Below are 13878 nucleotides of genomic sequence, written 5' to 3' on the forward strand. Positions count from 1 at the left end.
GCATGCAACCCCGCGTCAACGCCTACCAGCAACCCATTGGCCCGGACATGACGGGCTGGACCACGCGCCCGCGTCCGCCCCTGACGCCCGTCGTCGGCCGCTATTGCCGGCTGGAGCCGCTGTCGGCCGAGCGCCACGCCGAGGATCTGTATCACGCGTTCAGCCAGGCGCCGGATGACAGCGACTGGACCTATATGTCGGTGGGGCCGTTCGCAGACCTGGCGGCCTACCGCCAATTCGCCGAGAAGGCGCAGGCCGGCAACGACCCCTTGCACCACGCCATCATCGACCTGGAAACGGGCCGCGCCATTGGCACGCTGGCGCTGATGCGCATCGACCCGGCCAACGGCGCGATCGAAGTCGGCTTCGTGTCGTTCTCGTGCCAGCTCAAGCGCACCCGCATCGCCACCGAGGCCCAGTTCCTGCTGATGCGCCGCGCCTTCGATGAGCTGGGCTATCGCCGCTACGAATGGAAGTGCGACAGCCTGAACGCGCCGTCGCGCGCGGCCGCCGCCCGCCTCGGATTCCAGTTCGAGGGCATCTTCCGCCAGGCCACGGTGTACAAGGGCCGCAGCCGCGACACGGCCTGGTTCGCGATGGTCGACGGCGACTGGCCCGCGCTGCGCGCCGCTTATGAACGCTGGCTGAGCCCCGACAACTTCGACGCGCAAGGGCGCCAGCGCCAGGGCCTGTCCGAGCTGACGGCCGAGGCGCGCGCCGCGTGCGCCTGATCCCGATTGCGCTGGCCCTGTTCTGGGGCCTGAACTGGCCGGCGGTGAAGATCATCCTGTCGATCTTCCCGCCGTTCACGCTGCGCCTGCTCGGCCTGGGCAGCGGCGCGGTATTGCTGTTGCTGCTGGCGCGCGCCAAGCGGGTCAGCTTGCTGCCGCCGCGCGAGTCGTGGCGCGGCATCATCGTGGGCGGCTTGCTTGCCGTCGCGGCCTTCAACCTGCTGGTGGCTTGGGCGCAGCTCAGCACCAGTACCTCGCGCGCGGCAGTGCTGACCTTCACCATGCCCATGATGTCGGCCCTGCTGGCCTGGGCGGTACTGGGCGAACGCCTGGACCGGCGCCGGGCGCTGGCGCTGCTGCTGGGCGCGGCGGGAGTGTCCATCCTGGCCTGGCCGGTGCTGCGCGCGGTCTTCGGCGAACACGACGCGGCCGCGGCCAAGGGCCTGGTGTTTCCGCTGGTGGCGGCCTTCGGCTGGGCTGCCGGCACGGTCTACCTGAAGGGCTGGCCGGTGGCCGGCGACCGCATCGTCGTCACGGCCTGGCAGTTGGCGGTGGGTGCGGCCTGCGCGCTGGGCGGCATGCTGATCGCGGGCGAATCGTTTCCCACGCAGGGCTGGAACGGCCGCGTGGTGGCGGCATTGTCGTTCCACATCATCCTGGGCACCGCCGTCGCGTACTGGCTCTGGTTCGTGCTGAGCGAGCGCGTCAGCGCCACGGTGGCCGCGCTGACCACATTGATGGTGCCGGTGGTGGGAGTGCTGGGCGCGATGGCGCTGGTGGGCGACCGGCCCGCGGCTTTGGACTGGTGGGGGTTCGCCCTGGTGCTGGGCGGCGCCGCGCTGATCGTGCTGAACCTGGGCGCGGCGCCCGCGCCGCGATCCAGGCCATAGGCGCGGGCGGTTCAGCGTGCGCGCCGCAGCTTCTCGCGCAGCAGTTCGGCGCCACTCACCAGGGTGATGCCGGCCAGCACCAGCAGGGCGCCCAACACAAAGCCGGCGTCCAGCGGTTCGTCCAGGATGAGCACGCCGAAGCTCACGCCGAACAGCGGCGTCATGAACGACAGGACGGACAGGCGCGAAGCCAGGTAGCGGCGCAGCAGCCAGAACCAGGCCAGATAGCTGGACAGGGCCACCACCACGGACTGGAAGGCGACGCTTAACACCGCCGCCTGCGTATAACGAAAACCGGCGTTGCCGGTGGCCGCGGCGTATGCCAGCAGGGTAATGGCCGCGACCGCCATCTGGTAGAACAGCGTCTTGGCGGGCGCGGCTTCGGACAGCGAGGTCTTGCGGATCGCCACGGTGGTGGCGCCCCAGAACAGGCCGGCCAGCAGTCCCATCGCATCGCCCAGCAGCATGTTGGGAGCGGCGTCGGAGCCCGCGGGCTGGCCCTTGCCCAGGAAGGCCACGGCGATGCCGCAGAAGGCGATGGCCACGCCGACCCATTGCAGCGGCTTGAGGCGTTCTTCGGGCAGCAGCCAGTGCAGCCCCAGCGCGGCGAAGATGGGCGCGGTGTAGAGGAACACAGACATGTGCGAGGCGGTGGTGTAGACCAGGCCCTGCGCGACGAACAGGAATTCCCCGGCGAACAGCAGGCCCACGATCAGGCCGGGCAGCGCCGTGCCGTCCATGACGGCGCGCAGGCCTTCGCGTCGCCACACTGCCACAGCCAGGACCAGCGCCGCGAACGTCGAGCGCAGTCCGATCTGCATGATGGGCGACACGTCCGCGGCCACCAGCTTGATGGCGATCTGCTGGAAGCCCCAGCAGACGCACAAGAGCAGCATGGCGCCGGTCGCCAGTCCGTCCAGCGGCTGGCGCAGGGGCTTGGCGGCGCTCACGGCAGTTCGGCGGGGTAGCTGTCCAGGGCCAGCCCGATCTGCTGGCGCAGGTCCCATTCCGCCAGCGTCGATTGCACCGGGCCGAAGAAGGCGCCGTCGCGGGTCACGAACATGGCGGGCAGGTGGAAGACTTCGTAGCGTTCGACCAGGCCGCGGTTGTCGCCGGCATCGACCCAGCACACGCGTTCCACGGGCAGCTCCAGCTGCGGCAGTTGTTCGCGGGCGATGCGGCAGGTGCCGCAGGTGCGGCTGTGGAAGACCAGCAGGGACAGCCCGGGCGCGTCCAGCAGGTAGCGGTCGGCGGTGCTGTCGTTGAGTTCTATCTGTTCCATGGGGCGGGCAAGGCGGGAGAGGGGCACCGGTCGCGGCGCGAGGCGCCCATTATGGCAGCGGCCCGCCCGTGGGCGGGAGATACCCGCGGACCTGGCAGGGACGCCCCGGCCTCAGGCGGCGCGCAGCTTGCGGTCGAGTTCCAGCACCGACTGGTACAGCACGCGGGTGCCGTCCAGCAGCTGCGCGGGCTCGATCCATTCTTCCGGACAGTGGCTGCGGCCGTTCAGGCAAGGGATGAAGATCATGCCGATGGGGCCGGTGGGCGCCATGTAGACCGCGTCGTGGCCCGCGCCGCTGGGCAGGCGCATGGAGGCGTAGCCCAGCTGGTCGGCGGCGGCCTGCACCGCGTCCATCACCAGCGGCGTGCAGTCGGTGGGCCGCGCGCGGCTCAGCTGCGTGAAGCTTGCGGACAGGCGCAGCGCGGTCAGGTCCGTGGCCACGCCGGCCATCAGGGTCTCGGGGAAGGCGTCCAGCACGGCGTCGCTGTCGCTGCGCATTTCCAGCGTCAGTTCGACGCGGCCCGGCACCGCGTTGGCGGCGTTGGGCGTCATGGACAGGCGGCCCACGGTGGCGACCACGTAATGCGGATTGCCGCTGGCGGCGCTGGCCTGGCGGTGGGCGGCATCGATGATGCGGGCCGCGCCCACCAGGGCGTCGCGGCGGATGTCCATGGGCGTGGTGCCGGCATGGTCGGGCTGCCCTTCCACCGTGATCAGCACGCGGCGGATGCCGACGATGTTGGTGACCACGCCGATGGGCAGGCCGCGGCTTTCCAGCACCGGACCTTGTTCGATATGCAGTTCCACGAACGCCGCGGTGCCATCGGCAGCGCGCAGCGGCGCGCCCAGCGCCGAGGGGTCGCCGCCGATGCGGGCGATGCCGGCCGCCAGCGTCTCGCCCTCGGGGTTGCGGGCCGCCAGCATGTCGGGCGTGAGCTGGCCGCAGAGTGCGCGGCTGCCGACACAGGAAATGCCGTAATCGCTGGGCTCCTCGGACAGGAAGTCGATGACCTCGAAGGGGTGTTCCAGCTGCACGCCCTGTTCGCGCAAGGTGTGGGCGACTTCGATGCCGGCCAGCACGCCGATGATGCCGTCGAAACGGCCCCCGGCCATCACGGTGTCGCAGTGCGAGCCGGTGGCGATGGGCTTGCGCGCCGGGTCGCGCCCGGCCAGCGTGCCTATCAGGTTGCCGCCGGCGTCCAGGCGGGTGGTGAGGCCCGCGGCCTCGAATTCGCTGCGCAGCCAGGCGCGGGCTTCGTCGAACAGCGGCGAGAACGCGCGGCGGGTCCAGGGGACCTCGGGCAGGGTGTAGCGGGAAAGGGTTTCGACGCGGGCCCAGAGGCGCTCGGCGTTCAGGGGAGGAAAAGCGTGTGGCATGAGACTTCCTGAAATTGCGCCAGGAATTATGGCATGCGTGCCTGCAGCGTCTGGCTGCGCGGCGCATCCAGGAACAGCGCCACCACGGCGGCGCAGGCCAGGGTGATCGCGATCAGCGCGTGCAGCAGTTGGCGGAAGGCCTCGTCATAAACCTGGCGCAGCAGCGCCGGACCCGCGCCGGGCAGGTGGGCCAGGGCCTGCGCCATGTCGCCGGCCGCGAGGTATTGCGCGGCGGCGCCTGGATCCGCGCCGAGCCGATGGGCGACCAACAAGGTCAGCAAGGCGTTGACGCTGGCCAGCGCGATGCCTTCTCCGGCCACGCGGGTGGTGCTGAAGATGCCGGCGGCCATGCCCGCGCGCTCGGGCGGCGCGACGCTCATCGAGAGGCCGTCCATCAGGCCCCATGGCAGGCCGGTGCCCGCGCCGATCAGCAGCATCGGCCAGAGCGCGGCCTGGGCCGGCTGTGCGACGCCGATGCGGCTGAGCCAATACAGGCCCAGGGCGGCGGCAAGCAGGCCCAGCGCGCAGCTACGGCCCGCGCTCATCCAGCGCGTGGTCCAGACGGCGACCGCCGGCATGAAGAGCAGCGGCGCGGACAGGGCCGCCATCGCCAGTCCCGCGCCGGCTTCGCCGCGCCCCTCGATGCCGATGAAGCGGATCGGCAGCAGCACCAGCAGCACCACATAGCAATAGCAGGTGGCCACGGGCAGCATCTGCACGCCGACAAAGCGCGGATAGCGCAACAGCGCCAGGTCCAGCATCGGCCGGCGCACGCGCCGCTCGATTGCCACGAAGGCCAGCAGGCACAGCGCCGCCGCCGCCAGCAGCTTCCAGGCGAGCGCCGACGCGTCGCGCGCGGCGGGCGTTTCCAGGATGCCCCAGGTCAAGAGCGCCAACGCGCAGGTGAAGGTCAGGCTGCCGGCCCAGTCCAGCGGGCCCGCTTGCGGGTCCCGCGATTCCTGCATCCGGGGCAGGGCGACGGCCAGCGCCAGCGCGCCGACCGCGGCGCTCGACAGAAAGACCGAGCGCCACCCCAGGCTGTCGATCAGCAGGCCGGCCAGCATCGGCCCCAGCGCCAGGCCCGCGCCGAAACTGGCGCCGAGCAGGCCGAATGCACGGGTGCGCGCCGGGCCCGGGCAGGCGTGGGCCAGGGACGCCGAGCCGCCGGCCAGGGCCGCGGCGGCGCCCGCGCCTTGCAGCGCGCGCAGGCCGTCCAGCCAGGCCACCGTGGGAGCGAGCGCCAGCGCAACCGATACCAGCGCGAACAAGGCCACGCCGGACACGAACAGGCGCTTGCGGCCATAGGCATCGGCCAGCGTGCCCGCCGCCATCAGCAGGCTGCCGAAGCTCAGCATGAAGGCGTTGGTGATCCAGCCGAGCGCCTGGGCGCCGCCGCCCAGGTCGCGGCCGATGGCGGGCGTGGCGACCGCGCCGCCGGAAAAGCTCAAGGGCAGGATGAGGGCGGCCGTGCAGACGGCAAGCACGGTCCAGCCCGGGGAGACAGGAACTGAGGAAGAAGAAGGCATCGACGAATCAGGTTGGAATAGCCGGGATAGGCGTCGATGAAGGATAAAATTGCGTCAATGAAACAAAAACACCGCCGATATCCTGTCTGAGCGGATAAATAATCCTTAATGGGGCGGAAATGGACAGCCTGAACGGAATACACGCCTTCGTCCACGCCGCACAGCGCGGCAGCTATGTCGCGGCCGCGGAGCACCTGGGCCTGTCGGCCTCGGCCGTGGGCAAGAGCGTGGCGCGGCTGGAGGACAGGCTGGGCGTGCGCCTGCTCAACCGCAGCACGCGGCGCATCAGCCTGACCGAAGAGGGCGCGCTCTACCTGGAGCGCTGCCTGCGTATCGTGAACGAACTGGATGAAGCGGAAGCCGAGGTGACGCGGGGCCGCGAGGCGCCGCGCGGCCGGCTGCGGGTCAGCGTGCCGGCCATCGGCTACCGCCTGCTGCTGCCATTGCTGCCCGAGTTCACCCGCCGCTATCCCGAGATCGAGCTGGAACTGGATTTCAACGACCGCATCGTCGATGTCATCGGAGAGGGGCTGGACGCGGTGATACGCAGCGGCGACTTTGCGGATTCGCGCTTGAGGGCGCGGCCGCTGCGGCCTTACCGCTTCGTGGTGGCGGGCGCGCCCGCCTATCTGGCCGCGCGTGGCACGCCGCGAGCGCCGGGCGACTTGGACGGACATGCCAGGCTGGCCTATCGCTATCCGGGCACGGGCCAGGTGCAGCCATGGCAGTTCCGCGACGGCCCTGTCGCACCCGCGCCGGCGGCGCTGAGCTTCAACAGCGTGGAGGCGTTGATCGGCGCGGCCCAAGCTGGGCTGGGCCTGGCCTATCTGCCCGATTTTGCGCTGCGGGCGGCCTTGGACGAAGGCCGTCTTGCCACCGTGCTGGACGACTGTCTCGATGCCGGTGGCCGCTTTTCCGTGCTGTGGCCGGACAGCAGGCACCCGCTGCCCAAGCTGCGGGCCTTCGTGGATTTCCTGGCCGAGCGGCTGGGCGCCTAGCGCTTTGCGCGCCAGGCGGGCTCGCGCTTTTCCAGGAAGGCGCTGACCCCTTCGCGCGCTTCGTCCGTGCTGCGCACGGCGGCGATGCGCTCCACCGTGTCGGCGATGAGGGCGGCGTCGATCTCCTGGCCGGCGAAATCGCGCACCAGCCGCTTGCTGGCCTGCACCGCGCCGGGGCCGTTGTCGCACAGGGCGTGGCACAGCGCCTCGGCGCGCTGCGCCAGCTCGGCCAGGGGCGCGATATCGTGCACCAATCCCAGCCGGAACGCGGTCGCGGCGTCGAAGCGCTCGGCGGTCAGGAAGTACCGGTTGGCCGCGCGCTCGCCCATGGCGCGCAGCACGTAGGGGCTGATGGTGGCGGGCAGCAGCCCCAGCCGGGTTTCCGACAGGCAGAAATGCGCGCTGTCCGCGGCGATGGCGATGTCGCAGGCCGACACCAGGCCCATGCCGCCGGCATAGGCGTCGCCGTTGACGCAGGCCACCACGGGCTTGGGGCAGGACCAGATCGCGTGCAGCATGCGGGCCAGCTTGGCCGCGTCGGCGCGGTTCTCGGCGTCGGTCAGCGTGGCCATTTTGCGCATCCAGTTCAGGTCGCCGCCGGCGCAGAAGGCCTTGCCCGCGCCGGTCAGCAGCAGCACGCGCACGGCGGGATCGTCCACCGCAGCCTGCACGGCGCCGGTCAGGGCGGCGATCAGCGTGTCGTCGAACGCGTTGCGCATGTCGGGGCGGTTCAGCGTCAGGCGGGCGATGGGGCCGTCGTGGGCGATGTCCAGCGGGGCAGGCGTGGTCATTCCTGGTCTCCAGTTTTCTTGATTCAAGCTCAACAAAGCAACGGGACTAACGATCGATTCTAGGTTGAAATTTCTGTTCCGGCCATCGAATCGGAACAAATATTGAGTTATCCTCAAAAAAAATAATGGAGCGAGACATGAGCCAGAACGCAGGCGGCGCGGCCGCCGGCCAGCGCTACGCGTCGGTATTCCGGCCGGGCCTGTATCAAGGCAAGACCATCGTCGTGACCGGGGGCGGCAGCGGCCTGGGCCGCTGCACCGCGCACGAGCTGGCGTCGCTGGGCGCAGGCCTGGCGCTGGTGGGGCGCAAGCTGGACAAGCTGCAGGCGGCGCAGGACGAAATCTCCCGCATCTATCCGGAGGCCGCCAGCCGCATCAGCGTGCACGCCTGCGACATTCGCGACGAGGCCGGCGTGCGCGGCGCGGTTTCCGATGCGCTGGCGCGGCATGGCGCCATCGACGGCTTGTTCAATTGCGCGGGCGGCCAGTTCCCCGCGCCGCTGGACCGCATCAGCTACAACGGCTGGAACGCGGTGGTGCAGAACAATCTGCACGGCACCTTCCTGATGTCGCGCGAGGTCTATACCCAGCACATGCGCCAGCATGGCGGCGCCATCGTCAACATGCTGGCCGACATCTGGGGCGGCATGCCGGGCATGGGGCATTCGGGCGCGGCCCGCGCCGGCGTCTGGAACCTGACCGAAACCGCGGCCTGCGAATGGGGCCATGCGGGCGTGCGCGTCAACGCGGTGGCGCCGGGCTGGATCGCTTCCAGCGGCATGGACAGCTACGACGAGGACTACCGCGCCGTGCTGCGCGAATTGCGCACCAAGGTGCCGCTGCAGCGCTTCGGCACCGAGGCCGAGCTGGCGGCGGCGGTGGTGTTCCTGCTGTCGCCGGCCGCCGCCTTCATCAACGGCAGCGTCATCCGGGTGGATGGCGGCGTGCCCAACGCCCGCCATTCATGGACCCTGGCGCCCGCCGAGCGGGGCGAGGCCTACAACGGCTTTCCTCAGTACGAGCCGCCGTCCTTGTTTTCCGACGATTGAAGCCGATGCAGGGCGTCCCGTACTTCGCCGCGGAATTGCGCGAGCGCCAGCGCGTCCTGCGCGGGCGGTTGCAGCGCCTGCCACAGAAAGCCGACCAGCTGGTCGGCGGTGGCGGCCACGTTCACCCGCGCGCCGCGCAGGATGGCGTCCCACAGCACGTGCTCCATCGGCCCGTAGACGGCCGAGCGCAAGAGCCGCAGCGGCATGTCGCGGCGGATATCGCCGTCGGCCTGGCCCTGGGCCAGGATGCCCATCAGCGGCGCGGTGTAGCGGCGTTGCAGTTCCGCGTAGACCTCGCCGAAATCGTCGTTGCGCGCGCGCCCTTCGGACAGGATGAAGGCGCACAGCCCGGTGCCTTCGGCCAGCAGATGGCGCAGGTGCGCATGCACCAGGTAATGCAGCCGGGCCCGCGCGCCGTGCACGTGGGGCAGGCTGTCCTCGACCTTGGCGATGATCTCGTCGTACCAGTCGCTGATCACCCGCACGCACAGTTCGCGCTTGCCGCCGAAGTAAGTGAACACGGTGGCTTCGGACACGCCCAGGCGCTGCGCGATTTCGGTGGTGGTGGCCGCCTGGAAGCCGGCTTCGGAAAAGACCTGGCGGGCGACGCGCAGGATGTCGCGGATGCGCTGTTCGGATTTGGCGCTGGCCGGCGGGCGGCGCATCGGGACGGTGGCGGCTTTTTCCATGCGGCGGGGAGTGGGCTGGGGAGGGGCGGGGGCTTATTATTGAGCCAGGGTCAAGTTTGAGGCAAGACGTTACATCGCTGGCGCCGGGCGCCGGCGCGTTCGACAACAACATCAGAGACAAACCATGCTGTCCAGAGCCGATTCCTACGCGCAGCTCGCGTCCCAGTTCCAATGGCAGGTGCCGGCGGCCTACAACATCGGCGTCGACGCCTGCGACAAGTGGGCCGACGGCAGCGGCCGGCTGGCGCTGATCTACGAGCAGAGCGACGGCGCGCAATCGCGCTACACCTTCGATCAGATCAGGGCCCAGTCCAACCGGCTGGCGCACAGCCTGGAGCGCCACGGCGTCAAGCGCGGCGACCGCGTCGCCGTCTACCTGCCGCAGGCGCCCGAAACGGCGGTGACCCATATCGCGGTCTACAAGATGGGCGCGGTGGCGGTGCCGTTGTTCACGCTGTTCGGCGTGGACGCGATCCAGTACCGCCTGGCCAACAGCGGCGCGGCCGCGTTGGTGACCGACGCGGAAGGCTGCCGCAAGCTGCGCGAGATCCGCGCCGGGCTGCCCGACCTGAAGGTGGTCTATTGCATCGACCCGGACTGCCCGGACGACGCCGTGCCTTTCCACGCTGCGCTGGCCACCGAATCCGACGACTACACGCCGGTGGCGACGGCGGCCGACGACCCGGCCGTCATCATCTATACGTCGGGCACCACCGGCAAGCCCAAGGGTGCGCTGCACGCGCACCGGGTGCTGCTGGGCCATCTGCCGGGCGTGGAGATGTCGCACGAATTCTTCCCGGAGAATGCCGCGCTGATGTGGACGCCGGCCGACTGGGCCTGGATCGGCGGCCTGCTGGACGTGCTGTTGCCGTCCTGGCACCACGGCGTGCCGGTGCTGGCGCGCCGCTTCGAGAAGTTCGACGGCGCCAGCGCCTTCGAGCTGATGGCGCGCCATGGCGTGACTCACACTTTCCTGCCGCCCACCGCACTCAAGATGATGCGCGGCGCCGAGCTGCCGGCCGGCGCCGGCGCGCTGGCGCTGCGCTCGGTGGCCAGCGGCGGCGAGTCGCTGGGGGCCGAACTCATAGACTGGGGCCGGCGCGTGCTGGGCGTGACCATCAACGAGTTCTACGGCCAGACCGAATGCAACATGCTGGTGTCGTCCTGCTCGTCCCTGTTCGACCCCTGCATTGGCGCCATCGGCCGCGCGGCGCCGGGCCACCGGGTTGCTATTGTGGATGACCGTGGTGTCGAAGTGGCGGATGGACAGGAGGGGAATATCGGCGTATTGCGGCCGGACCCCGTCATGTTCCTGGGCTACTGGAACAACCCCGAGGCCACCGCCGAAAAATTCGCGGGCGACTACCTGCTGACCGGCGACCAGGGCGTGCGCGATGCGCAGGGTTTCATCCGCTTCGTCGGCCGCAACGACGACGTCATTACCAGCGCCGGCTACCGCATCGGCCCGGGACCCATCGAGGACTGCCTGATCGGCCATCCGGCCGTGCGCATGGCCGCGGTGGTGGGTGTGCCGGACGCCCAGCGCACCGAGATCGTGATGGCCTATGTGGTGCTGAACGCAGGCTACGAAGGCAGCGACGCGCTGGTGCAGGAGCTGCAGGCCCACGTGCGCAAGCGCCTGGCGGCCCACGAGTATCCGCGCGCGATCCGCTTTGTAACCAGTTTGCCGACGACCGCCACCGGCAAGATCATCCGCCGCGAGCTGCGCGACGGCCGCTACGCCTGACCCGTCTCAACCGGTGACAATGTCGTCCAAGAGGATGGGTTGACGGGCAACCAGCCGCTGCAAGTATGATGGCGCAAATTGATACGGCCCCATGCCAATTGGGGCCGTATCACCATTAGCCTTACTAGTATGGAGATAAACCCCGATGAATAAGCCTTTGGATGGGGGATTGGCAGCCTTGAACGTGCCTGCCTATGTGAAGCACCGCGGCCTGATCGACTGGGTCGCCAGCTTTGTGGCGCTGGCCAAGCCGGACCAGGTCGTCTGGTGCGACGGTTCCCAGGAAGAATATGACCGGCTGTGCGAACAGATGGTCCAGGCGGGCACGATGCGCAGGCTGAACCCCGCCAAGCGGCCTAATTCCTTCCTGGCGTGCTCGGATCCTTCCGACGTCGCCCGCGTGGAGGACCGCACCTTCATTTGCTCCGATCGCGCCGAGGACGCCGGCCCGACCAACAACTGGGCCGAGCCCGCCGCCATGCGCGAGACGCTCAACGGCCTGTTCGACGGCGCCATGCGCGGCCGCACGCTGTATGTCGTGCCGTTCTCGATGGGTCCGCTGGGTTCGGACATCGCCCACATCGGCGTGGAACTGTCCGACAGCCCCTACGTGGCCGTGAACATGCGCATCATGACGCGCATGGGCAAGCAGGTTTATGACGTGCTGGGCGCCGACGGCGACTTCGTGCCCTGTGTCCATTCGGTGGGCAAACCGCTGGCCGCAGGCGAGGCCGACGTGGCCTGGCCGTGCAACCCGACCAAGTACATCGTCCATTTCCCCAAGACCCGCGAAATCTGGAGCTTCGGCTCGGGCTACGGCGGCAACGCGCTGCTGGGCAAGAAGTGCTTCGCGCTGCGCATCGCCTCCACCATGGGCCGCGACCAGGGCTGGCTGGCCGAACACATGCTGATCCTGGGCGTGACCTCGCCCAAGGGCCGCAAGTATCACGTGGCAGCCGCGTTCCCGTCGGCCTGCGGCAAGACCAACTTCGCCATGCTGATCCCGCCGCAAGGCATGGACGGCTGGAAGGTCACCACCATCGGCGACGACATCGCCTGGATCAAGCCCGGCAAGGACGGCCGCCTGCACGCCATCAACCCGGAAGCCGGCTACTTCGGCGTGGCCCCGGGCACCAGCGAGCAGACCAACTTCAACGCCATGGCCACGCTCAAGGCCAACGTCATCTTTACCAACGTGGCGCTCACCGATGACGGCGACGTCTGGTGGGAAGGCATGACGGACGAACCGCCGGCGCACCTGATCGACTGGCAGGGCCAGGACTGGACGCCCGCCATCGCGCGCGAAACCGGCCGCAAGGCCGCGCACCCGAACGCGCGCTTCACCGCGCCGGCCGCGCAATGCCCGTCCATCGACCCCGAATGGGAAAACCCCGAAGGCGTGGTCATCGACGCCTTCATCTTCGGCGGTCGCCGCTCCACCACCGTGCCGCTGGTCACCGAAGCCCGCAACTGGGTCGAAGGCGTCTACATGGCCGCCACCATGGGCTCGGAAACCACCGCCGCCGCTGCCGGCCAGCAGGGCGTGGTGCGCCGCGATCCCTTCGCCATGCTGCCGTTCTGCGGCTACAACATGAGCGACTACTTCAGCCACTGGCTGAAGCTGGGCAAGCAGCTGGAAGCCGCCGGCGCCACCTTGCCGCGCATCTACTGCGTCAACTGGTTCCGCAAGGGTCCGGACGGCAAGTTCGTCTGGCCGGGGTTCGGCGACAACATGCGCGTGCTGCGCTGGATGCTGGGCCGCATCGACGGCCAGTCCAAGGGCGTGGACCAGGTGTTCGGCATTTCGCCGAGCTACCAGGACATCGACTGGACCGGCCTGGAGTTCAGCCCGGACAAGTTCGAACAGGTCATGTCGGTCGACGCCGCCGCCTGGCGCGACGAACTGGCATTGCACCAGGAGCTCTTCGCCCAGCTCAAGCAGGGCCTGCCCGCAGACCTGCCGGCCACCAAGGCCAGCATCGAAGGCCGCCTGGCGGCCTGAGGCCGGCAGGGCGTCGAGAGAGTGTCCGACGCTGGCGCACTGCCGGCGTCTGACACTCCATGGGAAGCTTGCGCAGGTTGAGACGGCTCCGCCCGGTTGCCAGACAGCCGTACGGAGCCGGCTTCCGGCGACGGCCGCATGCGGTTTTTTGCGGCACAATCACCCCATGAAACTCGACGCCGAAGACCTCGCCAAGATCAGCTCCCTGACCGTCGCGCACTACCAAGAGAACGCGGAATCGTTCGAGGCCGGCACGCGCGACCATGACGTCAGCCAGAACATTGCGGCGCTTCTGCGCCACATCGAAGGCGATCCTCCCTACGACATCCTGGATTTCGGCTGCGGGCCGGGCCGCGACCTGAAAACGTTCGCGGCCCTGGGCCACCGGCCGGTCGGTCTGGACGGGACGCCGCGCTTCGTCGAGATGGCGCGGCAGGCCACTGGCTGCGAGGTCTGGCAGCAGGACTTCCTGCGCCTGGCGTTGCCGCCAGAGCGCTTCGACGGCATCTTTGCCAACGCCGCCTTGTTCCACGTGCCTGGCCAGGAACTGCCGCAGGTGCTGCGCGCCTTGCACGGCGCGCTCAAGCCGCGCGGCGTGCTGTTCAGCTCCAACCCGCGCGGCGGCAACCAGGAAGGCTGGAACCGTGGGCGCTACGGCGCCTACCATGACCTGGAAGGCTGGAGCGCGCTGCTGACGGCGGCCGGCTTCGAGGCGCTGGAACACTACTACCGGCCGCAGGGCCTGCCGCGCGAGCAACAGCCCTGGCTGGCCAGCGTCTGGCGGCGTACGGTGTAG

The 13878-nt window shown here is 69.4% G+C and carries 13 protein-coding genes; 7 read left to right on the forward strand and 6 right to left on the reverse strand.

Features of this window, described 5'->3' with window-relative positions; genetic code table 11:
• Nucleotides 1-2 precede the first annotated feature (2 nt).
• Together ACZ5YA_RS01410 and ACZ5YA_RS01415 are read left to right on the forward strand one after the other, a co-directional pair.
• Nucleotides 3-731, forward strand: a complete 729-nt coding sequence (locus tag ACZ5YA_RS01410; protein WP_464091901.1) for a GNAT family N-acetyltransferase — start codon at nucleotides 3-5, stop codon at nucleotides 729-731.
• Entirely contained in the window at nucleotides 722-1621 is a 900-nt protein-coding gene (locus tag ACZ5YA_RS01415; protein WP_059380251.1) for a DMT family transporter, read from the forward strand. The genes ACZ5YA_RS01410 and ACZ5YA_RS01415 overlap by 10 nt, the downstream gene beginning before the upstream one ends.
• Before the next feature lie 11 nt (nucleotides 1622-1632).
• Here the strand turns inward: ACZ5YA_RS01415 and ACZ5YA_RS01420 are convergent, their stop codons facing one another.
• The 4 genes from ACZ5YA_RS01420 to ACZ5YA_RS01435 all read right to left on the reverse strand — a co-directional run bounded on the left by ACZ5YA_RS01420 (nucleotide 1633) and on the right by ACZ5YA_RS01435 (nucleotide 5806).
• Entirely contained in the window at nucleotides 1633-2571 is a 939-nt protein-coding gene (locus tag ACZ5YA_RS01420) for a DMT family transporter (RefSeq protein ID WP_118933765.1), read from the reverse strand.
• Nucleotides 2568-2903 (reverse strand): thioredoxin family protein, encoded by a 336-nt coding sequence (locus ACZ5YA_RS01425; RefSeq protein ID WP_042793046.1) that lies wholly within the window; start codon nucleotides 2901-2903, stop codon nucleotides 2568-2570. The genes ACZ5YA_RS01420 and ACZ5YA_RS01425 overlap by 4 nt, the downstream gene beginning before the upstream one ends.
• Nucleotides 2904-3014: 111 nt before the next feature.
• Nucleotides 3015-4280 (reverse strand): Zn-dependent hydrolase, encoded by a 1266-nt coding sequence (locus tag ACZ5YA_RS01430; protein ID WP_419342914.1) that lies wholly within the window; start codon nucleotides 4278-4280, stop codon nucleotides 3015-3017.
• A gap of 26 nt (nucleotides 4281-4306) precedes the next feature.
• A complete protein-coding gene (locus ACZ5YA_RS01435) occupies nucleotides 4307-5806 on the reverse strand; it encodes an MFS transporter (RefSeq protein WP_464091902.1) in 1500 nt (499 codons plus the stop codon).
• Nucleotides 5807-5925: 119 nt separating this feature from the next.
• On the opposite strand from ACZ5YA_RS01435, the gene ACZ5YA_RS01440 reads away from it, so the two are divergent.
• Nucleotides 5926-6804 (forward strand): LysR family transcriptional regulator, encoded by an 879-nt coding sequence (locus ACZ5YA_RS01440; protein ID WP_118934960.1) that lies wholly within the window; start codon nucleotides 5926-5928, stop codon nucleotides 6802-6804.
• On the opposite strand, the gene ACZ5YA_RS01445 is transcribed toward ACZ5YA_RS01440, so the two are convergent.
• Nucleotides 6801-7595, reverse strand: a complete 795-nt coding sequence (locus tag ACZ5YA_RS01445) for an enoyl-CoA hydratase/isomerase family protein (protein WP_464091903.1) — start codon at nucleotides 7593-7595, stop codon at nucleotides 6801-6803. The two genes, ACZ5YA_RS01440 and ACZ5YA_RS01445, sit on opposite strands and share 4 nt — an antisense overlap.
• A 137-nt stretch (nucleotides 7596-7732) precedes the next feature.
• On the opposite strand from ACZ5YA_RS01445, the gene ACZ5YA_RS01450 reads away from it, so the two are divergent.
• The gene (locus ACZ5YA_RS01450) at nucleotides 7733-8644 is read left to right on the forward strand and encodes an SDR family oxidoreductase (protein ID WP_059379346.1); all 912 of its coding nucleotides are present in this window, start codon (nucleotides 7733-7735) and stop codon (nucleotides 8642-8644) included.
• Here ACZ5YA_RS01450 and ACZ5YA_RS01455 read toward each other — a convergent pair.
• Nucleotides 8608-9333, reverse strand: coding sequence for a TetR/AcrR family transcriptional regulator (locus ACZ5YA_RS01455; protein ID WP_059379347.1), 726 nt, complete (start codon nucleotides 9331-9333; stop codon nucleotides 8608-8610). The two genes, ACZ5YA_RS01450 and ACZ5YA_RS01455, sit on opposite strands and share 37 nt — an antisense overlap.
• 124 nt (nucleotides 9334-9457) lie before the next feature.
• Here ACZ5YA_RS01455 and ACZ5YA_RS01460 point away from each other — a divergent pair, with 124 nt between their 5' ends.
• From ACZ5YA_RS01460 to ACZ5YA_RS01470, 3 genes are all read left to right on the forward strand, one after another.
• On the forward strand, nucleotides 9458-11080 hold the full coding sequence (locus tag ACZ5YA_RS01460) for an acyl-CoA synthetase (protein WP_464091904.1): 1623 nt from the start codon (nucleotides 9458-9460) through the stop codon (nucleotides 11078-11080).
• A gap of 145 nt (nucleotides 11081-11225) precedes the next feature.
• Complete coding sequence (locus ACZ5YA_RS01465) at nucleotides 11226-13082, forward strand: phosphoenolpyruvate carboxykinase (GTP) (protein WP_059379349.1); 1857 nt, start codon at nucleotides 11226-11228, stop codon at nucleotides 13080-13082.
• 166 nt (nucleotides 13083-13248) lie between these two features.
• Nucleotides 13249-13878: a class I SAM-dependent DNA methyltransferase gene (locus ACZ5YA_RS01470; RefSeq protein WP_059379350.1), complete on the forward strand. Its 630-nt coding sequence runs from the start codon at nucleotides 13249-13251 to the stop codon at nucleotides 13876-13878.

It is taken from the genome of Achromobacter sp. JCM 18799 (assembly GCF_055395645.1).

Excerpts from the sequence above, each read along its gene's own strand:
- ACZ5YA_RS01455 (WP_059379347.1), bottom strand. The coding sequence starts at position 9,333 with ATGGAAAAAGCCGCCACCGTCCCGATGCGCCGCCCGCCGGCCAGCGCC.
- ACZ5YA_RS01430 (WP_419342914.1), bottom strand. The coding sequence starts at position 4,280 with ATGCCACACGCTTTTCCTCCCCTGAACGCCGAGCGCCTCTGGGCCCGC.
- ACZ5YA_RS01460 (WP_464091904.1), top strand. The coding sequence starts at position 9,458 with ATGCTGTCCAGAGCCGATTCCTACGCGCAGCTCGCGTCCCAGTTCCAA.
- ACZ5YA_RS01410 (WP_464091901.1), top strand. The coding sequence starts at position 3 with ATGCAACCCCGCGTCAACGCCTACCAGCAACCCATTGGCCCGGACATG.
- ACZ5YA_RS01465 (WP_059379349.1), top strand. The coding sequence starts at position 11,226 with ATGAATAAGCCTTTGGATGGGGGATTGGCAGCCTTGAACGTGCCTGCC.
- ACZ5YA_RS01450 (WP_059379346.1), top strand. The coding sequence starts at position 7,733 with ATGAGCCAGAACGCAGGCGGCGCGGCCGCCGGCCAGCGCTACGCGTCG.
- ACZ5YA_RS01440 (WP_118934960.1), top strand. The coding sequence starts at position 5,926 with ATGGACAGCCTGAACGGAATACACGCCTTCGTCCACGCCGCACAGCGC.
- ACZ5YA_RS01435 (WP_464091902.1), bottom strand. The coding sequence starts at position 5,806 with ATGCCTTCTTCTTCCTCAGTTCCTGTCTCCCCGGGCTGGACCGTGCTT.
- ACZ5YA_RS01425 (WP_042793046.1), bottom strand. The coding sequence starts at position 2,903 with ATGGAACAGATAGAACTCAACGACAGCACCGCCGACCGCTACCTGCTG.
- ACZ5YA_RS01445 (WP_464091903.1), bottom strand. The coding sequence starts at position 7,595 with ATGACCACGCCTGCCCCGCTGGACATCGCCCACGACGGCCCCATCGCC.
- ACZ5YA_RS01470 (WP_059379350.1), top strand. The coding sequence starts at position 13,249 with ATGAAACTCGACGCCGAAGACCTCGCCAAGATCAGCTCCCTGACCGTC.